We start from the raw sequence: 24099 nt of genomic DNA on the forward strand, positions 1-24099 counted from the left end.
AATTTTAGATCTTACGTTAATATTTTTACAGAAATTGCCCCGATATTTTCAACCGCTACAACTAACTATGATAAAGCACTTCGACATTACCGTTACAGGCCATGTGCAAGGCGTTTTTTACCGCGCGTCCACCAAAGCGGTCGCCGACCAGCTTGGAGTAAAAGGCATTGTAAGCAACAAGCCGGATGGCAGCGTTTTTATTGAAGCCGAAGGGGATGCTGTATCGTTGAGTATGTTTCTGGATTGGTGTAAGGAAGGCCCCGAACACGCAGAGGTAATTTCTGTGCATTCGGATGAAGGCGAATTGAAAAACTATCGTAATTTTGAGGTGTTGCGAAAAAGCCGGTAACACAAAGCCGGTTATACTTAACTATCCTATTTGATCATTGTCGACCGCTAAAAAATTTGCAGGGCAAACCGCTGTTTACGGTTTAACAACCATCGCCGGCCGTGTATTAACCTTTTTCCTCACACCGGTTTATACCAGGGCGTACCCCCTTGGCACTTATGGTATCCTGACCACGATGTTCAGCTATGTTTCCATCCTGAATGCAATAATGGCATTTGGTATGGAGACCACTTTTTTCAGGTACCTTAATAAATATGAGGATAATAAACAACGCGTTTATAACAACGCTTTTGCGTCAGTATTTGCAATAACCGTAATTTTTCTCCTGCTTACAATACCTTTCGCCGGCCATATTGCCGACTATATTAACGTAAGCAGCGCTACAAAAGCAGGACACAAGTTAGTGGGTACCGCAGCGGGCACCAGTCATTCCGATTTTGTTCATTATGTAAATTATTTTCTTGCCATTTTGGTAATAGATGCATGGTGCGTTATTCCATTCGCTAAAATAAGAGCCGAGGGCAAGCCCGGGCGGTACGGACTCATTAAAACTGTTAATATCGCCATTTTTATTTCGCTCAACCTGATCTTTATATGGGGCCTTCCTTTTTGGATCAATCACAATTTAACTGGTTCGGCCTGGATCAGTGGGTGGTACATAAAAGGATGGGTGGGATATGTTTTCCTGTCGAACCTTGTAGCAAGCATTATCACATTGCTGCTTTTATTACCCGAATTGTTAAAGATAAAATTTAAGCTCGATGGAAAGATGCTTGCCGAGATGTTTACCTACAGCTGGCCGGTATTGATAGCCAATTTGTCGTTCCTGGTTAATGAAAATGCAGACAAGTTGATGCTGGGCTGGTTGCTTCACCCTAATATTGCCTTGCGCGAAGTAGGTATTTATGGGGCCTGCGCTAAAATATCCATTTTCCTGAGCATTTTTGTACAGGCATTTCGCCTGGGCGCCGAGCCATTCTTTTTTAGTCACGCCAAAAACAAGAATGCGGTACAAACATACGCCCGTATCATGAATTATTTTGTGATAACCGTATGTGTCATATTCATAGCGCTGATAGCGAATATCAACATCCTCAAATATTTTATACCCAACCGCAGCTATTGGGTTGGGCTTGATGTGGTGCCACCGCTGGTTTTCGGCTATGTGAGCCTTGGCATTTATATGAATTTATCGGTGTGGTATAAGTTATCCGATCAAACCAAATACGGGCTTTATATTTCGGGTATCGGCGCCATAGCCACCATAGTATTAAATGTTCTGTTCATACCCAAATACAGCTATATGGCTTCGGCCTGGACATCGCTCATCGCCTACACCGTCATGATGGTGCTATCCTACATTTGGGGCCAAAAAAACTACCCGATACCTTACAATCTAAAAAAGAACCTTGCTTATATAATTTCCTCAATTATAATCGTTTTTGTATCGTTCTATATCTTCAAGCGTAATATCTTTGCAGGCGACGCTTTGTTGATATTGTACGCTTTAGCGGCATTCTATTTCGAGCGTAACGATTTAAAGAGCATACTAAGCAAGCGATGATCATCAGGATAATTAACCGATCTAAAAATAATTTACCGGCTTATGAAACCGCACACGCGGCAGGTATGGACCTGCGCGCCGACCTGGAAAGTGCTGTAACTTTGCAGCCTATGGAGCGTAAACTGATCCCGACAGGTTTGCATATCGAACTGCCCGAAGGGTTTGAGGCGCAGATACGGCCGCGCAGCGGGCTGGCGTTTAAACATGGCATAGGTATAGTAAACTCTCCCGGAACGATTGACGCTGATTACAGGGGAGAGATCAAAGTATTGCTTATCAATTTTTCGGCTGAACCCTTTGAGATCAATACGGGCGACAGGATAGCACAAATGATAGTGGCCCGGCACGAGAAGGTAAGCTGGGAGGAAGTAGAAATATTAAACGAAACATCGCGGGGCGCGGGCGGTTATGGACATACCGGGGTAGGATAATGAAGAAATTGCGGATCATATTTTTGATATTTTTAACGCTTCCGTTGGCAGCCCTGGCGCAAAAGGACAGTGTTAATAAAACAAACCGGGTGGTAATGGTTGTAGGTAAGCCGCTTACCCCTGGCGACAGCGTGATGGTAAAACAACTTTTCTTTTCGGCGCTGCGCGACAAGACAATCGAGAATGCCACACTGGCCGCCGAAATGTTCAACCAGGTTTTACAGGTCGACCCGGCAAATGATGCCGCCATGTATGAACTGGCCTCCCTGAAAAAAGATCAGAACGATTATGAGTCTGCACAGGAATTACTGGAGAAGGCGGTAACAGTTAAGCCGGAAAATGAATGGTATTGGGTGGCCCTTGCTGATTGTTATGAAAAAAATAATGACGCTCCCAAACTCGAAAATGTATTCAACGAGCTTTTGAAAATAAACCCGGATAAGCCGGATTACTATTTTGACCAGGCCAACGTTTATTATCTCGAAAAAAAATATGACCAGGCATTGGCTGTGTATGAGAAACTTGAGAAGATGATAGGCCCATCTGATGAAATAATCGCCAAAAAGGAAAATATTTACCTGAAACAGGGAAAGGTGGATAAAGCTGCGGCTGATATACAGGGCCTGATAGATGCCAACCCATCCGAGATACGGTATTATTTATTGCTGGGCGAGATATATAATTCGAACGGGTTGCAGGATAAAGCGCTCAAAGTGTTAAAAGAGGCTGAAAAGGCCGATCCTGGCAGCGGTCGCGTTCACCTTGCGCTGGCAGATATTTACCGCGACAAAAAAGATAATGAAGCAAGTTATAACCAGCTGACGCTGGCTTTTAAACTACCGGATTTGGAGATAGAGCAGGAAGTGAAGATAGTATTGGGTTATGTCCCTAAGTTTCCCGACCCGAATGCCAAAGCGAGCGCACTAGAATTAAGCCGCTTGCTTACCCTAGCCCATCCTGATGATGCCCGCGGGTATGCACTGTACGGCGATATGCTTATTCAGAATGAAAAATACCCGGAAGCCAAGACTAACTACAAGAAGTCACTGGCGCTGAACGACCAGGTTTACGAGGTGCAGGAGCAATTGGTACGGCTCGATCTGGGGAGTAACCAGTTGGACGAAGCAATAAAGGATGGTGAAAACGCTTTATCACTATTCCCTAACCAGGCATGGCTAAACTATTTGGTTGGCGTTGCATACGAGCAAAAAAAAGACTTCAAAAAAGCTTTGAGCTATGTAAAAAATGCAACCTCGCTCGAGAGCCAGGATAATGATCTTTTGGCACAAAGCTATTCGGTTTTGGGCGATTGCTACCATTCAACGGGCGACGAACAAAAGTCGGACGATTCTTACAACAAAGCCTTAAGCTATAATCCTGACAACGCTTATACGTTGAATAACTATGCCTACTACCTTTCGGTGCGCGGCGCTTCGCTGGATAAGGCTGAAGCAATGTCGAAGCGTTCGAACGAGCTTCAACCTAATACGGCATCATTTGAGGACACTTATGCATGGATACTCTTTAAGCAAAAGAAATTTGCCGAGGCAAAGATCTGGATCGAGAAGGCAATCTCGCATGATAAAGATCGCAGCGCTGTGCAAACCGAACACTATGGAGATATAATGTACCAGTTGGGCGATAAGGATGCTGCCCTGGCAAATTGGAAAAAAGCAAAACAATACGGAGGCAGTTCACCTGTTTTAGAACGGAAGATCAATGAAAAAAAATACATTGAATAAGCTGTTCATTGTTTGCGGCTTACTGGCGATAGTAAGTTGCAAAGCAAAAAAGCAGTTGCTTGTAAATAAGATCAGTAAAGACACGATCGCCGCCAGCTCGCCTGTATTAATGACGAGGTTGAACAGCATAAGATCTGCACAACTAAATTTTGCGACGTTTTCGGGCAAAGCTAAAACCCAGTTGAATATTAACGGAAGCGGCAATAACGTGACGATGAACGTGCGTATAGAGAAGGGCAAGCGGATATGGGTATCGGTTACGGCTATCGTTGGGATCGAAGTTGCCCGCGCACTGATAACGCCCGATAGTATATTGGTGATCAACAAACTGCAGGATCTGTACCTGCGAAAGCCTTTTAATTATATCTACAGGTATACCAGTGAGAAACTTGACTATAGTTCGGTCGAGGCGCTGATAGTGGGTAACGCCATACCACAATTGCTTGATGAGAAGGCCGAGCTGAAAACCGATACTGCTGACACGGAAATTAAAGGAACGCTGGACAACCTTATTTATAACCTGGTAGTAGGTGCCGATCTGAAAGCCAAGGAAACCAATTTATCAAACCCGGGCGAAGCGCAGGAGCTGCACGTCAATAACAGCGGCCCGATGGCGGTTGGGGATAGGACGCTATCGTCGCAGATCGATATTAACTCGGTAGTTGGTAACAAGAAAATAAAGATCAGCCTGCATTATATCAAAGTAGATTTAGATAAACCGCTTGAATATCCTTTCAATATTCCGGATGACTATTCCCCGGCAAGGTAAATTTTATATTTTTGGCGAATGAGGGTTTTCAAACAGTTTCTTATTATATCCGGGTTGTTGATCGCCGCACTGCATGTACACGCGCAAAGCAGCGACGAATTAAAGCGCCTGAGGAATAAATATAACGAAGAACTGGAGCAGCTAAACCGTGAATATGAGGAAACCGCCAATAACAAAAAAAGCTCGCTGCGGCAGTTGAGCCTGCTGAAGGAACAGATCAATATTCGGGAGGAAAAGATAAACTCCATCAATTCTGAAGTACGGCTGCTGGACAACCAGATATCGGAAAACAACACCTCTATTCATAACCTGCAAAGCCAGCTCGACCTGTTAAAGAAGCAATATGCGGCCATGATATTGTTTGCCTACCATAACCGCAGCTCGTATAACAAACTAATGTTCGTATTTGCGGCCAAGGATTTTAACCAGGGGTATAAACGATTAAAATACCTGCAGGAATTTGCCGGGTACCGCGAACGGCAGGCACAATACATCGAAAGCACCGAGAAGGACTTGCATGTAAAGATCAACCAGCTGGATAATACTAAAAAAGAGAAGAACAATATCCTTGCCGACCAGATTAAGGAAAAGGTAACCCTGGGCAAACAAAAAAAGGATGAAGCAAGGGTAGTGTCCGATCTTTCGAAGCAGCAAGGGCAACTAAAACAACAGCAACGCGACTTGCAACGGAAAATAACCAAGACCAACCAGGAGATACGCGATGCTATCCGGAAGGAAATAGCGGAAGCCAGGCGAAAGGCGGAAGAAGCTGCAAGGGCTGCCGCTGCGGCAAATCCATCCGGTAATAAAAATGTTACATCTAATAAAGAGAAGCCAGGCAGGCCAACCGATAGCGAAGTTTTAAATACAACAAAAGAAGCGGCAAAACTCTCGAGCGACTTTTTGGACAACAGGGGCAAGCTGCCCTGGCCGGTGACAAATGGCATGATAATCCGTGGCATGGGGGTTTATACTATAGAAGGGATAAGGACAGAAAGCGATGGTTTAGAGATAAAAACTAATGCTGGGGCCCCCATAAGAACAGTTTTTGACGGAAAAGTACAGGCTGTTGAAAATGTTTACGGTACTTATACCGTTATAGTAATTCACGGTGAATATTTTACAGCATATTCTAACCTGAAATCGGTGACCGTTAGCACGGGGCAAAAACTAAGTACCAAACAAATGATTGGTACTGTAGCAACGGACCCGGCGACAGGGGAATCGGTAGTGCAATTTGCGATTTATAAGGGCATTAACCCGGTAAATCCTAAGATTTGGCTTTACCCTGAATAGAATAATTTTCAATCTTGTACTATTTTATTACGTATATTTGTAAATTCATTTAGAGGATATGTTTAGTTCGGTATTATTGTTTTTGAACATTGGCGGCGGGGAGATGGTTCTTATTGTTTTCGTGGCACTGCTGCTTTTTGGTGGTGAAAAACTTCCGGAAATAGCGAGAGGGCTTGGAAAAGGAATACGCGATTTCAAAGACGCTTCGGATGGTGTAAAGCGCGAGATAGCTAACCAGATCAATAATTTCGAGGACAAAAAGACAGAGCCGGCTGTAGTTACTACTATCGAGGAACCATCTCATTTGTTACCTGAAAGCGAGATGCAGCAACAACTGCCTGAACACGCGGAAGCTACAGAAGAGCAACCAGAAGTAAGCGGCGTGGCAAATACAATACCTTATGTTGAGAACCACACTACTCCTGTACATGAGGAAACACACGCTACCGAGACTAAAATAGAACCAGTTAAAACAGCACACGAATAATTCATTAAATAAAACTTAAAGACATGGGCTCATTAGGCGCACCGGAAATTATTTTAATCCTAGTTATTATACTAGTATTGTTTGGCGGAAGAAAAATCCCTGAATTGATGAAGGGCTTGGGAAAAGGGATGAAGGAGTTTAAAGACGCCCAAAACGGCGAAAGCTCTACAACGACAACCACCGAAGAAAAGCCAAAAAACTGATCCGGCAGGTTCAGCCAATAGCTATTCTGTAAGCACTATCATAAACTTATCTGCTGAAATCTCCATTTCAACGGATAAGTTTTTTATTTTAGCCCCATGACTACATTCTATTCCTCTTTTGATGAAATAAAGAGGGAATTGCAAAGCGGCCGTATCACGGTTGAAGGATTAGTAAAAAGCTACCTCTCCCGTATCAGGGACAACGCACACCTGAATGCTTTTAATGAAGTATTTGAACAGGAAGCTATGTCGCGTTCCAAAACAATTGATATGCGTATCAAAGCCGGGACAGCGGGCAGGCTTGCAGGCATGGTCATCGGTATTAAGGATAATATCTGTTATAAAGATCATAAAGTATCTGCTTCGTCCAGGATACTTGATGATTTTACGTCTGTATATTCTTCCACTATAGTTGAACGGCTGCTGGCAGAAGACGCCATCATCATAGGCCGCTGTAATTGCGATGAGTTTGCGATGGGTGCCTCCAATGAGAATTCCCACTACGGCCCGGTAAAAAACTATGCGGATACAAGCCGTGTACCAGGCGGTTCATCCGGTGGTTCGGCGGTGGCGGTACAGGCTGGTATGTGTCACGCATCTATCGGTACAGATACCGGCGGCTCGGTTAGGCAACCCGCGTCCTTCTGCGGCTTGGTGGGATTGAAACCAACTTACGGTCGAATTTCCCGGCATGGAATTATAGCTTATGCATCATCTTTAGACCAGGTGGGGCCCATCACGCGTTCTGTAGAGGACGCTGCCTTGTTGTTGGAGATCATGGCAGGCGCCGACGAATACGACTCTACGCTCGCCCAAAAACCCGTGCCTGCCTATAGGAATGAATTGAAACCCGCTGGTTCAAAAAAGAAGATCGCGTACCTGCAAGAGGCGCTCTCAAGCCCGGGTGTTGATAATGAAGTAAAGGGCTCACTTATCGAATATATTGAAAAGCTGCGTGCCGACGGGCATACCGTTAATCCGATAGCCTTTGAATATCTCGACTACATCGTGCCCACTTATTATATCCTGGCTACAGCCGAAGCTTCATCCAACCTGGCGCGGTACGACGGGGTGCATTACGGTTACCGCAGCCCGGCCGCAACCGATCTGCTGACCACTTATAAGCGCTCGCGCTCCGAGGGTTTTGGTAAGGAAGTTAAGCGCCGTATTATGCTGGGCACATTTGTACTGAGTGCAGGTTATTACGATGCCTATTATGCCAAGGCGCAAAAAGTGAGGCGGCTGATCAGGGAGAAAACGGATAGCCTGCTGGAAGAGTATGATTTTATTTTAACCCCTACCGCTCCCGAACCGGCGTTCGCGCTGGGGAAAACGGAAAAAGATCCGGTTGTAATGTATCTTTATGATATTTTTACCGTACAAGCATCATTAGCCGGTGTTCCGGCTATTTCCTTGCCGGCTGGTGCTACTAATAAAGGTTTACCCCTGGGCTTACAATTATTAACCAAGCGTTTTGCCGAACAGGAATTGTTAAATTTCTCTAAATATTTCTTAGAGCTATAAAAATTTAATAGATTAGTAAATCCTAAGGTAGAAATGAAGAGATTATTAGTGCTTACAGCCGCCCTCTGTCTTATCCAATTTTCTAAAGCCGCCACACCCTTCTTACACACATCACAAGGGGCATCAGGGGTTCCGGAATGCTGCATTGTTTTACCCGTAAAAAACGGGAGCGACTCTGCCCTTACCCGTATGGAAATACCCGTTTATACAGGTATTTACCGCAACAATATTTTCAGAAAACGCCTCGATTCGATCCAAAAAGATGTACAACTGGACTACAATGAATACGTCCAGGCCGAAATAGACAATTATCTGTCTACCGAGCGCGTCGAAATTTCACGCGAGTTGGGCCTGTCTAAATACTACTTCCCTATTTACGAAAAGGCGTTCCGTGAAACCGGTATCCCTGATGAGATCAAATACCTTTCGGTGGTCGAATCGCGGCTTAATCCTAATGCCGTTTCACGCGTTGGCGCTACCGGCCCGTGGCAGTTCATGAACAACACCGCCAGGATTTATGGGCTTACGATGGATGATTATGTCGACGAACGCAAGGACCCTGTACAATCAAGCTATGCGGCTGCGGCTTACCTGAAAGATGCTTATCAGCAATTCGGCGACTGGCTGCTGGCCATTGCCTCCTACAATTGTGGTAAAAGCAACGTAATAAGGGCTATTGAAGAGGCGGGTTCAAATGATTTTTGGGCCATCCGCCAATACCTTCCTGCCGAAACAAGGGATTATGTGCCACTGTACATCGCTATTACCTATGTGATGAAATATCACAAAAACTATAATATCGTGCCGCAAGAGTGTTACTTTTCTACAGAAACCGATACGGTACAGGCCGATAAATTTATTTCATTGACCAGCGTTTCGCGTACCTTATCTATCGATCTGGCACAACTTACACTGCTTAACCCGTCCTACAAAAGATTGATCGTAAATGGCTCGGCCGAATCGCCAAAGAGCTTGGTTATTCCTAAAAATTTCAAGGCGAAGTATGCGGCATTATACGGTTCAATTAATTGCGAGCTGGCAGATGCCGATCTTTCGACCTATGGTTTGTACGACAGAATAAGGCGCATAGAAAGCAGGCCGCCTATACATCATCGCTCAAGAAAATTTGATACGATGGCATCGGTCGGGCAAAAGAAAAAAGTGAACAGTTTTGTGAGTTACCACCTGGAAGCGCCGGTGGTGGCTAAACTTAATAAAGGGTAAATACAAATAATTAAAATATAGGCCCGGTTCTGAAAATGATCAGAGCCGGGCTTTTTTCGTTTTGGCTATGCCAGCCCCCGAAAAGAATTGTAATTTTGGATAATCGAATTCCTAAAAACAACCATGCATAAAACCAACCGGAAGCAGGACGCGCTTGATTACCATTCAAACGGGCGCCCGGGCAAAATACAGGTAGTTCCTACCAAACCCACCAACTCACAGCGCGACCTTACCCTCGCTTACTCGCCTGGTGTAGCAGAGCCGTGCCTGCGGATAGCCGATAACGTAGAAGATGTTTATAAATATACCGCGAAGGGTAACCTGGTGGCGGTTATTACCAACGGTACCGCGGTGTTGGGGCTGGGTAATATTGGGCCCGAGGCGGCTAAACCCGTGATGGAAGGTAAAGGTTTGTTGTTCAAAATTTATGCCGACATCGATGTGTTCGACCTTGAAGTGAACGCGAAATCGGTAGATGAATTTGTGTCGATAGTCAAAGCCCTGGAGCCGACATTCGGGGGCATCAACCTGGAGGATATTTCCGCGCCAAGTTGTTTCGAAATAGAGCGCAGGCTGAAAGCCGAAATGAAGATCCCGGTAATGCACGACGATCAGCATGGCACCGCTATCATTTCGGGCGCTGCCCTGATGAATGCCTGCGAGATACAGGGTAAAAAGCTGGATAAGATAAAAATGGTAATAAACGGCGCAGGCGCCGCGGCTGTTTCCTGTTCCAAAATATACTTGTCGCTCGGGGTTAAACGGGAAAACCTTGTGATGTTCGACATCAATGGTTTAATTACCCCTGAACGCACCGACCTGGATGATATACGAATGTTTTTCGCAACAGAAAGGAAGGACATCAGCACCCTGGCCGATGCAATGAAAGGCGCCGATGTGTTTATAGGCCTTTCGGCGGGGAACGTGGTAACCCCGGATATGTTAAAGGCGATGGCTAAAAATCCCATAGTTTTTGCGATGGCAAACCCGGTACCAGAGATTGCCTATGACATTGGCGTTAAAGCGCGTAAGGATGTACTGATGGCTACTGGTCGCGCCGACTTTCCTAACCAGGTAAACAACGTGCTGGGCTTCCCATATATCTTCCGCGGGGCGCTTGATGTACGTGCAACTGCAATTAACGAGGATATGAAGCTGGCTGCGGTATATGCTATTGCCGAACTGGCAAAAAAGCCCGTACCCGAGGAAGTAAACCTGGCCTATAACGCCCGCAACCTGAAATTTGGTAAAGATTATATCATTCCGAAGCCGATGGACCGCAGGCTTATTACCGAAGTGTCATCGGCCGTGGCGAAAGCGGCAATAGCGTCGGGCGTAGCGCGAAAAACGATCACCGATTGGGATGCATACGAAGAGCGGCTGCGACTGAGTATAGGCGCCGATGACAGGATATTAAGAAACCTGGCCAACAAGGCTAAACAAAATCCTAAGCGGGTGGTATTTGCCGAAGCGGACAATTACAAAATACTGAAAGCTGCCCAAATTGTAAGAGAGGAGTGCATCGCCACGCCTATACTGCTGGGTAACTGTGCACGAATAAGGAATATCATCAAACACAGTGACCTGGAGCTGGATGATGTGGAGATCATCGATCCGCGCGATGAACCGGGCCGTTTCCAGGAATATGCCGATTATCTATACCAAAAAAGGCAAAGAAGAGGCATTACCGATACAGAAGCAAGAAAGATGCTTACGCAACGTAACTATTTTGGGGCGTGTATGGTGCAGTTTGGCGACGCCGACGCACTGATCTCGGGGTTAACAAAGGATTACGTAGCTACGGTAAAACCGGCGCTGCAGGTAATAGGCACGCAGGAAGGCGTTAACAGGGTTGCAGGAATGTATATGATGCTGACTAAAAAGGGCCCTGTTTTCATAGGCGATGCCACGGTGAATGTTGATCCAACGATAGAAGAGCTGGTTGACATTACGGTACTGATTGACCATTCTGTTAAACAATTTAACGTTAAACCAAGGATAGCGGTGCTCTCCTATTCTAACTTTGGTTCGAACGAGGGTGAGATCCCTTTCAAAACCAGGGAAACCGTGCGCCTGCTTCACGAACGATACCCGGATATTATGGTAGACGGTGATATGCAGGCTAACTTTGCATTGAACCCTACCTTGCTGGCAGATAATTTTCCATTCTCCACGCTTAATGGCGCGCCTGCCAATACGCTGATATTTCCAACGCTTGAATCGGGCAACATTGCCTACAAGTTATTACAGGAAATAGGCGATGCCGAGGCCGTTGGTCCTATATTGCTCGGGTTGAAAAAATCTGTTCACGTGTTGCAGTTGGGCAGTTCGGTCAGGGAAATTGTCGATATGGTTACCATAGCCGTGGTCGACGCCCAGGAAAAGGAAGGCAATGAAACCCAAAAAGTTGTTTCACGTACACGTAATTAATACTAAAAGGCACTTATGTACGCTTATATTGATGGTAAACTGGCCCATAAAAGCCCATCTTATGTGGTTATTGATGCGGGCGGTGTGGGGTACCAGGTAAACATATCACTAAACACTTATTCAAAACTTGGCGATACCGAGCGTTGCAAACTATTTACCTGGTTGCATGTGAAGGAAGATGCACACACCCTTTATGGCTTTGCCGACGAAGGCGAACGGCGGCTGTTCCTGCATTTAATATCCGTTTCGGGCATCGGCCCTAATACCGGCAGGATGATCCTGTCCTCGATCACTCCCGAAGAGATACAGGCGGCCATTGTAAAAGGGGATGTTTCACAGATACAGCGAATAAAAGGTATCGGGCCAAAATCGGCGCAACGCCTGATACTGGAACTACAGGATAAGCTGAAAAAGGACGGCCCTGACACGCTGATAACTGTTCCGGTGAACAGAACGGTGAAAGACGAAGCCATGTCGGCACTGGTAATGCTGGGCTTTGCCCGCAATGCGGTTGAGAAGGTGCTTGATAATGAATTAAATAAAAATGGTGGTAATTTAACCGTGGAACAACTAATTAAATTCGCACTAAAAAGTTTATAATTACGTAGATTTTTACCCCTTGACGCTTGATCCGGACTTTTACCTTTAAAGCTGCTTTATTGATGTTGCTGGTTTTCGCTTTTTGCGGGATCAGAACAGCCTTCGCACAGCAGCCCGCATCAAAGCCGGATTCACTAACCATCAGGGCGCCATTTAAAAATACCGAGTCGCGAAATAATCAACTAAAGGAAGGTTACCTGCTGCCCGACCCTCCCGGCCTGGTGAAAACCATTGAATATGACCCGGTAAAGAACCAATATGTGCTGTATCAGCGGTTGGGTAACTTCAACTACCGTCCGCCTAAATATCTTACTTTCAGCGAATACCTGGTATTAAAGCAGCGCGAAGATACGCGGGTTTACTTCAAACAGCAGGCGGATAACTATGCTTACCAGTCGCAGCAGGAAGGGTTTATCCCCCAGATCAAGGTGCGCAGCCACACTTTTGAGCAGATGTTCGGCAGTTCGGACATAACCATCCGGCCACAGGGCTCGGCCGAGATGATCATGGCCGGGCAGATCAACAGCAACCAGAACCCGCTGTTCAATACCAAACAACGCAGCCAGTTCAACTTCAATTTCAACCAGCGTATCCAGATGAACGTAACGGGTTCGATAGGTGACAAGCTGAAAATCTCGACCAATTACAACACCGATGCGCAGTACCAGTTTGAGAACCAGATCAAACTGGACTATACCGGGAACAAGGACGAGATCATCCAAAAAATAGAAGTAGGTACCGTAAGCTTTCCGTTAAACACTACCCTGATAACAGGTACGCAGGCCCTGTTTGGCGTTAAAAGCAAACTTAAATTTGGCAACCTGAATGTAACGAGTATCTTCTCGCAGCAGCGTTCACAATCCAAATCCATCACCATAACAAACGGCGCGCAGCAGGGGAACTTCAGTTTCACGCCTGCTGATTATGAGGCTAACCGTCACTACTTTTTGTCGCAATATTTCAGGGATAATTACGATAAGGCACTGGCCAATATTCCCATCATAAGCTCAAATATCAACATTACCCGGATTGAAGTTTGGGTTACCAATCGTACCAACAACACAACCGGTTCGAGGGATATATTGGGTTTGATGGACCTGGGTGAAAATAAGCCCTACAACAAAACGCTCGTGCAGGGCGGTGCAGGTTACAGTGGTTTGCCGGCCGGCTTTTCGGGACCGGGCTTTCCGCAACAATCCAACAACTTGTTGCAGAATTTACCCGCCACTGCAAGGCAAACCAATTCGAATGCTATTAACGCCTATTTCCAGGCGACAGGCGGCAATGATAACTATGCCAGGCTGACCTATGCACGAAAACTGACCGATAAGGAATTTACGCTGCACCCGCAACTGGGTTATGTGTCGTTGAATTACCCCCTAAATAACGACGAAGTATTGGCCGTTGCGTACCAATATACCGTAAATGGCGTGGTGTACCAGGTGGGTGAGTTTTCTACCGACCGCCCGGTTAATACGGCAACCCCCGAAGTATTATATGTGAAGTTACTGAAGAATGCATTGTTAAAGACCAGCCTGCCTACCTGGAAACTGATGATGAAAAACATATACTCACTGGGTGCTTACCAGGTTAGCCCGAGTAATTTCAGAATGACGATATCACGGCTCGATGAAAGCTCCGGCATCGCCAAACCTATTATGGGCGAGGGCCTGCACACCAAAAGCAAGCTTTGGCTGCAGTTGACGGGCCTGGATAACCTCGACTCGCATAACGACAAGCAACCCGATGGTTTTTTCGACTTTATTGAAGGGGTCACGATCGATTCGCAAAACGGCCGGATCATGTTCCCGGTATTGGAGCCTTTTGGATCGGACCTGGCAAAGCAGTTCGACCCCGGCGAACAGGACCTGATCCGGCGATACGTATACCAGCCTGTATACGATTCGACGAAGACCATTGCGCAACAGTTTTTCCCGCAGCTAAACAGGTATGTCATCAAAGGTACCTACACCTCACAATCCGGATCAGAGTATCAACTGAACGCGACCAATATTCCACAGGGTTCTGTTGTAGTGACCGCCGGTTCCAGCAAACTGATTGAGGGTACCGACTACAATGTCGATTACAGCGCCGGCAAGATCAGGATCATCAACCAGGCTTTGCTTTCGTCAGGCCAGCCAATTACCGTAAACCTGGAGAACAACGAACTCTTTGGGGTGCAGCAGAAATCGTTGTTCGGCTCCCGGTTTGATTATAAAGTAAACGATAATCTTGCGCTTGGGGCAACCCTGATGCATTTGAAAGAGACGCCGATAACGCAAAATGAGGTGGTGGGTCAGGAATCTATTTCCAATACCATTTATGGTTTTGATGTGAATTACAATTCACCGTCACGTTTCCTGACAAGGCTGGTTGATAAGATACCTTTCGTTACCACCAAAGTGCCGTCGTCGGTTAGTTTCAATGGTGAGTTTGCACAGCTATTACCGGGCAATCCCTCCGCGTTGAATTTTGCCGGATCGAAGAACGGCACATCTTACCTGGACGACTTTGAAAGCAGCCAATCGGTTATCGATATCAAAAGTGCTTCAACCTGGCAAATTTCGGGCACGCCGCAACAATTTCCCGAATCAAAATCCTTTAATGATCTGAGCTACGGCTACAATCGTGCACGCCTTGCATTTTACAACATCGACCCGATATTTTACAGCGGTGGCACCATACCGGTAAACCGCAATGAACTGTCAAAGCCTTATGTGCGCGAAGTTTTGGAAACAGAGGTGTTCCCTTACAAGCAGTCGGTAACGGGCCAGCCACTGACGCTGCCTACTTTCGACCTCGCATTTTACCCGAATACTCGCGGCCCTTATAACTTCAGGACTACGGGCTTAAACAACGATGGAACTTTGACCAATCCGCAGCAAAAATGGGGTGGTATATTCCGCGGTATATCAACCAATGATTTTGAAGCGCTGAATGTTCAGTACATCGAATTTTGGGTGATGGACCCCTTCATCGGGAAACCAAATTCGCAGGGTGGCGACCTGTATTTCAATCTCGGCAACATTTCGGAAGATATATTGCAGGATGGCCGCAAAGGGCTTGAAAACGGTATACCGGTAAATGGTGACCAAAGCCAGGTGGATACTACCGCATGGGGCCGGGTTGTTAAAACACAACCGGTGGTAAATGCATTTGATAGCAATCCCGCGTCGCGCACAATACAGGACATTGGGCTTGACGGATTAAACGACGCGGATGAACGGTCGAAATTCTCAACTATCGTCAACCAGGTAAAGGCGCAGGTGGGTGCCCAGGCCGGGAACACCTTCAACAATGACCCATCGTCCGACGATTACCAATATTACCAGGGCCCGCTGCTTGACCAGGCAGGTGCAGGCATTTTGCAACGCTACAGCCAGTACAACGGTACGGAAGGAAATTCCAAAACTTCCGAACAATCCCAGGCATTGCTGGGTACGCCAACTTCGGCCTCAACATCGTTGCCTGATGCAGAAGATGTTGACCGGGATAACAATATGAACCAGGACGACGAATACTTTCAGTATCATGTTTCTGTCCGTCCGCAGGATATGGTAGTAGGGCAAAACTTTATTAATGATAAGGTAACCTCGCAGGTTAAATTGCCCAACGGTACTACGCAGGCGGTTACCTGGTACCAGTTCCGGATACCGATAAACAGTCCGCAAAGTGTAGTGGGCAATATCCAGGACTTTAAATCCATCCGGTTCATCCGGATGTTCATGACCGGTTTTGCCGATACGGCGATAATGCGTTTTGCAACCCTGCAGTTGGTAAGGGGCGATTGGCGGGCATTCAATTCGGAAAACAATCCTACCAATGTGATCGCCGACCCTTCGATCATCAACCCTCCACTTGATAATTCTTCACTGGATGTAGAGACCGTTAATATCGAGGAAAACGGGAACCGCACCCCTATACCTTACGTAGTGCCGCCGGGTATCATACGCCAACGCAATTACAACAACCTGCAAACCAATACCCAGCTGAATGAGCAGTCGCTTTCGCTTAATTTTTCGAACCTGCGCGACGGCTACTCGCGTGCTGCGTTTAAAGATTTTAATAACGACCTGCGTAAATACAAAAAACTGCAAATGTTTATCCATGCCGAAGGCACGCAGCTGAAGGATAATGATGTGAACGCTTTTATTCGACTTGGGGTTGATTATACCGACAATTACTACGAGTACGAGATACCGATGAAGCTGACCAACCCGGGCACCAACGACCCGAACGCTATATGGCCCACTGAAAACGAATTGGATGTAGAACTTGCGCTGCTGACTAATGCCAAACTGGCCCGTAACAACGCCAAGCTGAACGGGCAACCCTGGCCGCTTACGGTCCCTTTTACCCTTAGCGACGGTAAAAACAAGATCACTATCAAAGGCCAACCCGACCTGAGCCGGGTGGCGACGGTTATGGTGGGTGTGCGTAATCCATTAAAAACAAGCGCAAGTACAGTTGTAGACGACGGGCTGGATAAATCGGGTATTATATGGTTTGACGAATTACGTATGACCGACTTTGACAACAAAGGCGGCTGGGCGGCAACCGGAAGATTTGATGCAAAACTGGCCGACTTTGCATCGCTTACGGTAACCGGAAGCCGGACGACCGTCGGTTTTGGTGCACTCGACTCGCGGCTGGCCGACCGGACATTGAATGATACCAAAGTGTACGATGTATCGGGTAGTGTGGAGCTTGGTAAATTCTTCCCTGATAAAAGCGGGGTACATATACCGCTATACGTTAATGTGTCGCACCAGGTAAGTACGCCGGAATATGACCCGGCGCAGCCCGATATAACGCTGAAACAATCATTGCAGGCAGCCACAAGCAGCAAACAGCGGGATTCGATCCAAAACACAGCCGAGGACTATACGCTGCGTAAAAGCATCAACCTGACCAACGTCCATAAAACAAAGACAAACTCATCGGCGCCGAACCATGTTTGGGACATCGAAAACTTTAACGCGACTTATTCCTACATCGAATATAATCACCATGATTTTACGACGCAGAGCGATTTTGAAAAAACGTATCATGCGTCGCTGGCCTATAATTTTGCTACACAGCCGAAGTATTATAGTCCGTTTGAGAAAGTGATCAAAAGTAATCTGCTGTCGCTGATCCGGGATATTAATATCGATCTGATACCGTCGCGGCTGAATTACAGTATCAATTTTGACCGTTTTTATTCCGAAAATACCCTAAGGAACAACGACCCGAACAACATTATCGCCATTCCAACCACTTTCAATAAAACATTTAACATTACCTCGGTATACGGCCTGGGCTGGAACCTGACTAAGTCGTTGACTTTAGACATCGATGCAACCAACCTGGCGACGGTTGACGAACCTGCAGGGCGGCTGGACGGTATGAAGAGGGATACATTGTGGGAAAATATCCTGCACCTTGGAAGAACGACAAATTACAATCATACGCTGACGCTGAACTATACGCTGCCATTAAATAAGCTGCCTTATATGGATTGGACAGCTGTGGTAGCGCGGTACAGCACACATTTTACCTGGCAAACGCAGCCGCTTTTTGCAATAAATGATCCTGCTTACAATGTGGGCAACAGTATCCTGAATTCGCGCACCATACAACTGAACCCCACATTCAATTTGACAAGCCTTTACAATAAATTTCCTTTTTATAAGCGACTGACTGCCAAGCCGGCAAAAGATGGGGAGGAAACATCAGGTATCGGAAAATTCTTTTTAGGCGTTTTAACCAGCATAAAGAATTTGAGCGCAGCCTACACGCGCACTGAAGGAACATTCGTACCCGGGTATCTGCCTAATTCGGGCTTTGCAGGGGAAGATTTTAACTATAACGCGCCAGGTATCGGCTTCCTGCTGGGCAGCCAGGCCGACATCAGGCAGAAAGCTGTTTCGAAAGGCTGGCTAACGACCGATACCCTGCAAAACCAGCTTTATGTGCGCACACTGAACGAAGACCTGCATCTGAAGGGGTCTGTAGAGCTATTTAAAGATTTCCGTATTGAACTGATAGCGTTTAAAACGCAGAACCATTCGTACCAAAGTAATTTCAAATACCTGCCGTCCTCGGGCACATTTGAGAATTTAACCCCGAGCACAACAGGTGATTATACCATCTCCTACATGTCGATAGCCACAGCTTTTTCAAAAATAAGCGGCATCGACAACTCATCGCCGACGTTTACCAAGTTTGAACAAAACCGCGCTGTTGTTTCGCAACGCCTTGGCGCGTTGAACCCGAACTCCGTAAAAGGCGCAGGCGGCACCTATACCGATGGCTACAGCCAGAATTCGCAAAACGTAGTGGTACCTGCATTCCTTGCCGCTTATACCGGCAAAAATGTATCAAGTATAGGTTTAGGTAGCTTTCCATCGTTTCCGGTACCCAACTGGGATATACGTTACAGCGGTTTGAGCCGTATCCCTTTCCTGAGCGAATTATTTGAGTCGGTTGACATACGAAACGGGTACCGGTCGACATTTACGGTGGGCAATTATACTACCCTGCAGCAGTACCAGGTAGCCAATGGGGCTGTAAGCTCGAGGGATGCGAACAACGACTTTTTGCCGCTCTATCAATTTTCATCGGTTACCATATTTGAACAGTTTGTGCCTTTGCTGGGTATAGATATGCGATTTAAGAACAACCTGACCGCCAACGTAGAATACCGGCAGACACGTACACTTAACCTGAGCCTGTCTAACAGCCAGCTGGCGCAGCAGAACGAGGATATACTGGTGCTTGGTTTTGGTTACAAGACCCGCAATTTCAGGTTCCCGTTTGGCTTGTTTAATGGTACTAAGCTAAATAACGACCTCACCTTCAAAATGGACCTTTCGCTGCGCGATAATAAAACATTGGTTTACCAGGCTGATATACCAGGGGCGCAGATATCTTCGGGCGCGAGAAACATCACCTATCGCCCCGAGGTGGACTATGTGATCAACCAGCGTTTCAATCTCAGCCTGTTCTATGATACCAACATCACCAAGCCTTTCACGTCGCAAACGTTTAATACATCGTTCACCAACTTTGGCGTCAACCTGAAATTGTTATTGCAATAAAAAAAGCCGCCCGGGGGCAGCTTTACTATTAATCTCCAGTTAATTTGAACTATTATTCCCTTGAAACCCGGCCCGAGCCCGTAGTCCGCATATCGGATATGGTTGCGCTGCCCGAATAAAGTACACTTCCCGAACCTGTGATATGGCCCGATACGCTTTTTTCGGCTTCAACATGGATATTGCCCGAACCGGTAATGGTAGCAGATACCGAGTTAGCTTTAAGGCCCCTGCCCTCAACTTCGCCCGAGCCGGTAACAACGATCTCGGCATCGCCCGCGCTGCCTGTGATTTTGATGGAACCGGAACCGCTGATAACCGTTCGCAGGTCATCCGCTTTAACAGCTGTGCTGATGTTGCCCGACCCGCTCAAAATGGTTTTAACGCTGCTGCCTGAAACAACACCGTCAACTTTGATACTTCCGGAGCCTGCATTGGCAAGCGAATTCAATGATTTGGCTTCGACATAGATCTCGGCTTTGTGAATATTGCGATGACGGTTTTCGCGGTTGAACCTGATCTTCAATGTGTTTCCTTCAACCACGGTCTCTATGTCGTTAATAACGTCATCATCGGCGTCAACCCTTACGCTTTCGTTCCCGTCGATCTTAACATGAACGTTAAAAGGACCGCCTGATGCAATGGCGCTGAAACCTGAAACAGAACGCGACTGGCCCTGGGCCGAGGCGGATATGGCAAGCACCGAAAAAAGTGCTGCTGATAAAACTGAATATGCTATTTTTTTCATAATGAATACTTTTAGCTAAAAGACGGAACTAAATTACAAACGTTGCACGGCTTACAAAGAAACATTCTATTGCGGGTTCTCAGCCTTTTCCTTTTTTTCAGCCTCTTTTTTCTGCTGCCGCTCGGCCCGCCGTTGTTTTCTTGCGGCTTTTTTTAATTGCCGTTCCTGTTTTTTTATGCTTTGCTGCGCTATTTTATCCTTTACCGTCTTTTGCATTTTCTCATCAAGGCCTATACAGGGTTTAATGCCGGTAAGCAGGGTATGCCATATCGTTTTAAAAAAAGGATAATCCTTAGGACGATTGTAAGTGACATAAAAAGCGCGTGGCACCCCGCCCGGTTTATCGGGGTTGTTGTGCTTAAGCACCATGATGTTAGCAAACAAAGTGGGGATCACCGCATGTTTTAATCTGTCATTATCTGTATCCGGCTTTAACACGGTAACTTTCAGGCTATCATAAAGCAAGCTGATACGGCCTTTAGCTACCCGGTTGTCTGCATTAATATCGAATTCGAAACGGTTAAGTTTCCCTGTGTTTATCTTGACCAGCCCCAACGCCATGATCCCTTTATTTAAGGCACGGAGGTCCATGGGTCCGACGTCCCCTTTATAACTGAAAGGCACATTTTCGTCCGTCAGGTTGAATTTGAAGATCACATTCACTTTGCCGCGATTCATAAAATAACTGGTTAATGCGGCCGTGCAAATATTGTTTTTCTGAAGCGCCTGCGGGTTATTGGTGACATTCAGGAACCTTCCCGACGAATGGTCGAACGTTATTGTCCCGGCTTTGCCCGACTTATGATTAAGCTCGGTATAGGTGATGTCTATCCCTTTTACGTCTATCGTATCGATGTTAAGATCGGCCTTCAATTCTTTCAGGCCAAAATTCGGGTAGGTTTTTACCTTATCGGTTGTCGGCTTTTTCTTGTTAGGGTTGGTGAATAAGTTAAGCGAGCCTTTAGTTAGCAAAAGGTGCGATGCGTTGATGACGCGGTATTTGTGATAGGTAATGTAATCAAACCGGTCCACTTCGAGTGAATCAAGATGAATATCGAACCGGTCTTTGCGGCTTTTCTCAAAAAATACACTGGTTTCTATGGGCTGTAGGTCGAGGCCTTCTAAGGTCAGTTTAGAGGTTTGAGTAGATAAATGCAGCGCCTTTATGCTGTAGGTGTACAACCCGTTCGACGTATTGGCTTTATAGTTATTAAGATCGGCGTCGATATCCCTGCAAAATAAAACCCGCGACCTGTCAGTTTGCGTTGCCGAATCGATAAGCAGGTCGGTAGCGCCCAGGTTCATTTCCTTTAGCTCGGAAATGGCAAGTTTATTACCCGAATAATCTTCGTACTTAAACTTTACATCGCCCAGCACTATCTGGCCTATATGAACTGATTTCAGGGTTTTGGATAGCTTTTGCCAGGTAGTTCGGTTATCCTTTGTAGCAGTATCTTTGGTGTGGTTAAGCTCGTAGCTTACTTTTATCTCCGGCGCCTTCAATATTACCTCGCCAATATCCAACACGTGGTCAAAGTACAGTTTGAACGGATGCATATGCGATATGGTGAGCCTTTTCACGCGAAGTTCCACCAGGTTGTTGGGGGCGAAATGATTTGCTTTCCGGCGGTTATAAACGGTTGTATCCGGCGTGAGTGTAAGATTATAAATGTCAACCTCGCCTCTAAGGATATGCAGCTTGGCGTCGCTAAAGTCGACATGATAAAGGCTGTCGCTGCTTTTAAGCACGATACTCTTTACTTTCTTTGCCAGGATCGGCGACCAATACTGGTTGACAAACAGCGCAAGGATGAGTATTAACGCTATCAGTGAGCCGAGGATTATCAGCGTTACTTTTTGCCATCTTTTTAATCTTGACTTCATCAGCTGAAATATCCGGGGATGTCGCATTCAAGTTACTACACCACTTTCCGCAATTTGTTATTTTTTGGACTATAAATCATCATAATAGAGTCGGGATTTTGTAAAACGTGACAAACTGTCACTCTAAATCTAAAAATTGTGTATTTTTGCAGTCCAATTTTAAGGTATAATGAATTTTACTATCCCGGATAAAACACACGACGAGAGCAGGCAGGGCGAGGCTTTAATATTAGAGCCCGCAGACGGGAAGGCAAACGGTCGTAAGCTTTATATAGAAAGCTATGGCTGCGCCATGAATTTTTCGGATAGTGAGATAGTAGCGTCTATCCTGTTGGATAATGGTTTTGAAACAACCGGTGACTATAATAATGCCGACGTTATATTTATCAATACCTGCTCGATACGTGAGAACGCCGAGCAGCGTGTGCGTAACCGGTTGAGGGAATTCACTATTGCCAAGGCTAAAAACCCGGGGCTGGTAGTAGGTGTATTGGGCTGCATGGCCGAACGCCTGAAATCCAAATTCCTGGAAGAAGAAAAATTGGTGGACGTGGTTGTCGGACCCGACGCCTATCGCGATCTGCCGAACCTTATCGGTAAAGTTGACGATGGGCAAAAGGCAGTAAATGTGCTGTTATCGCGCGAAGAAACCTACGCCGATATCAATCCGGTGCGATTGAATAGCAACGGTATCAATGCTTTCGTTTCCATTATGCGCGGATGCGATAATATGTGCTCGTTCTGCGTAGTGCCGTTTACCCGTGGACGTGAGCGGAGCCGTGAGCCACGATCGATAGTAAAAGAATGTACCGATTTGTTCAACCAGGGTTACCGCGAGGTGACTTTGCTGGGGCAAAATGTAGATTCGTATAAATGGTCAGGCGCAGAGCTTGACACAGAAGCCGGAGGTCAGAAGTCGGAGCCTTACCCTGCCCTCTCCATTGGAGAGGGTTTTGAAAGCCGGGAAGAAAAAGTCTTCTCCAATGGAGCGGATTTACGTGAGGCGAAAGTTGTGAACTTTGCCAACCTGCTCGAAATGGTGGCATTGGTCAGCCCGGAATTACGCGTACGTTTTTCAACATCGCATCCAAAAGATATTACAGACGAAGTGCTGTACATGATAGCTAAGTACGATAATATCTGCAACTACATTCACCTGCCGGTGCAGTCGGGTAACAGCCGGGTGCTGGAGTTGATGAACCGCACTTATGACCGCGAGTGGTATATCAACCGTATCGATGCCATCAGGAGAATTATACCTGAGTGTGCCATTTCAACCGATGTGATAACCGGTTTCTGTACCGAGACAGATGATGAACACCGCGATACATTGAGTATGATGGATTACGTGCAATATGATTTTGCCTACATGTTCATGTATTCGGAACGGCCGGGCACGCTGGCGGCCAAACGCTATGCAGATGACATCCCGGATGCTGTAAAAAGCAGCCGGCTGAAAGAGGTCGTAGCAAAACAGCAGCAGCATTCTTATGCGCGTTTACAGGCTCAATTGGGGAAGGTACAGCGGGTACTGATCGAAGGCTTTTCAAAAAAGTCAGACAAAGACTACTGTGGGCGCAGCGATCAGAATGCGATGGTCGTGTTCCCGGTAAACGAGAACTACAAACCTGGCCAGTATGTGAATGTGTTGGTTGAAAGGACTACTACAGCGACATTGATAGGGATAGTTGTTGAGTAACATAGCCAGGAAGCAAAATCATTTTTGCTTTGAAAGACATAACGATAAAAGAGATTTAGTCTTGAATCTT

General features: G+C 46.3%; 16 protein-coding genes. 14 read left to right on the forward strand and 2 right to left on the reverse strand.

Annotated elements, in window-relative coordinates:
* The first annotated feature begins 67 nt into the window (after nt 1–67).
* From VL525_RS11695 to sprA, 13 genes are all read left to right on the forward strand, one after another.
* On the forward strand, nt 68–349 hold the full coding sequence (locus VL525_RS11695; RefSeq protein WP_325386686.1) for an acylphosphatase: 282 nt from the start codon (nt 68–70) through the stop codon (nt 347–349).
* Between the two features lie 37 nt (nt 350–386).
* Nucleotides 387–1913 carry a lipopolysaccharide biosynthesis protein gene (locus tag VL525_RS11700; protein WP_325386688.1) on the forward strand — a complete coding sequence of 509 codons (1527 nt, stop codon included), beginning with the start codon at nt 387–389 and terminating at the stop codon, nt 1911–1913.
* On the forward strand, nt 1910–2344 hold the full coding sequence (gene dut, locus VL525_RS11705; protein ID WP_325386690.1) for a dUTP diphosphatase: 435 nt from the start codon (nt 1910–1912) through the stop codon (nt 2342–2344). Before VL525_RS11700 ends, dut begins: the two co-directional genes overlap by 4 nt.
* Nucleotides 2344–4086 carry a tetratricopeptide repeat protein gene (locus tag VL525_RS11710; protein ID WP_325386693.1) on the forward strand — a complete coding sequence of 581 codons (1743 nt, stop codon included), beginning with the start codon at nt 2344–2346 and terminating at the stop codon, nt 4084–4086. Before dut ends, VL525_RS11710 begins: the two co-directional genes overlap by 1 nt.
* A complete protein-coding gene (locus tag VL525_RS11715) occupies nt 4064–4855 on the forward strand; it encodes a DUF4292 domain-containing protein (RefSeq protein WP_325386695.1) in 792 nt (263 codons plus the stop codon). Before VL525_RS11710 ends, VL525_RS11715 begins: the two co-directional genes overlap by 23 nt.
* A gap of 18 nt (nt 4856–4873) precedes the next feature.
* A complete protein-coding gene (locus tag VL525_RS11720; protein ID WP_325386697.1) occupies nt 4874–6151 on the forward strand; it encodes a murein hydrolase activator EnvC family protein in 1278 nt (425 codons plus the stop codon).
* A gap of 58 nt (nt 6152–6209) precedes the next feature.
* Nucleotides 6210–6638 carry a twin-arginine translocase TatA/TatE family subunit gene (locus tag VL525_RS11725; protein ID WP_325386699.1) on the forward strand — a complete coding sequence of 143 codons (429 nt, stop codon included), beginning with the start codon at nt 6210–6212 and terminating at the stop codon, nt 6636–6638.
* A 23-nt stretch (nt 6639–6661) separates the two neighbouring features.
* Nucleotides 6662–6841 carry a twin-arginine translocase TatA/TatE family subunit gene (tatA, locus tag VL525_RS11730; protein ID WP_325386701.1) on the forward strand — a complete coding sequence of 60 codons (180 nt, stop codon included), beginning with the start codon at nt 6662–6664 and terminating at the stop codon, nt 6839–6841.
* Nucleotides 6842–6937: 96 nt separating this feature from the next.
* Nucleotides 6938–8365 carry an Asp-tRNA(Asn)/Glu-tRNA(Gln) amidotransferase subunit GatA gene (gatA, locus tag VL525_RS11735; RefSeq protein WP_325386703.1) on the forward strand — a complete coding sequence of 476 codons (1428 nt, stop codon included), beginning with the start codon at nt 6938–6940 and terminating at the stop codon, nt 8363–8365.
* 33 nt (nt 8366–8398) lie between these two features.
* The gene (locus VL525_RS11740) at nt 8399–9589 is read left to right on the forward strand and encodes a lytic transglycosylase domain-containing protein (protein WP_325386705.1); all 1191 of its coding nucleotides are present in this window, start codon (nt 8399–8401) and stop codon (nt 9587–9589) included.
* A gap of 123 nt (nt 9590–9712) precedes the next feature.
* A complete protein-coding gene (locus tag VL525_RS11745; RefSeq protein WP_325386707.1) occupies nt 9713–12019 on the forward strand; it encodes an NADP-dependent malic enzyme in 2307 nt (768 codons plus the stop codon).
* 15 nt (nt 12020–12034) lie between these two features.
* Nucleotides 12035–12619: a Holliday junction branch migration protein RuvA gene (gene ruvA / locus VL525_RS11750; protein WP_325386710.1), complete on the forward strand. Its 585-nt coding sequence runs from the start codon at nt 12035–12037 to the stop codon at nt 12617–12619.
* A 26-nt stretch (nt 12620–12645) separates the two neighbouring features.
* Nucleotides 12646–19701, forward strand: a complete 7056-nt coding sequence (sprA, locus tag VL525_RS11755) for a cell surface protein SprA (protein ID WP_325386712.1) — start codon at nt 12646–12648, stop codon at nt 19699–19701.
* A 52-nt stretch (nt 19702–19753) separates the two neighbouring features.
* Here sprA and VL525_RS11760 read toward each other — a convergent pair whose 3' ends face one another.
* Complete coding sequence (locus VL525_RS11760; protein WP_325386714.1) at nt 19754–20446, reverse strand: head GIN domain-containing protein; 693 nt, start codon at nt 20444–20446, stop codon at nt 19754–19756.
* A 66-nt stretch (nt 20447–20512) separates the two neighbouring features.
* The gene (locus VL525_RS11765) at nt 20513–22330 is read right to left on the reverse strand and encodes a hypothetical protein (RefSeq protein WP_325386716.1); all 1818 of its coding nucleotides are present in this window, start codon (nt 22328–22330) and stop codon (nt 20513–20515) included.
* 169 nt (nt 22331–22499) lie between these two features.
* Between VL525_RS11765 and VL525_RS11770 the strand changes: the two genes are divergently transcribed.
* A complete protein-coding gene (locus VL525_RS11770) occupies nt 22500–24029 on the forward strand; it encodes a MiaB/RimO family radical SAM methylthiotransferase (protein WP_414684755.1) in 1530 nt (509 codons plus the stop codon).
* Nucleotides 24030–24099: the final 70 nt, after the last annotated feature.

Source organism: Mucilaginibacter sp., assembly GCF_035492695.1.
In the GTDB taxonomy this organism is placed as follows: Bacteria; Bacteroidota; Bacteroidia; order Sphingobacteriales; family Sphingobacteriaceae; genus Mucilaginibacter.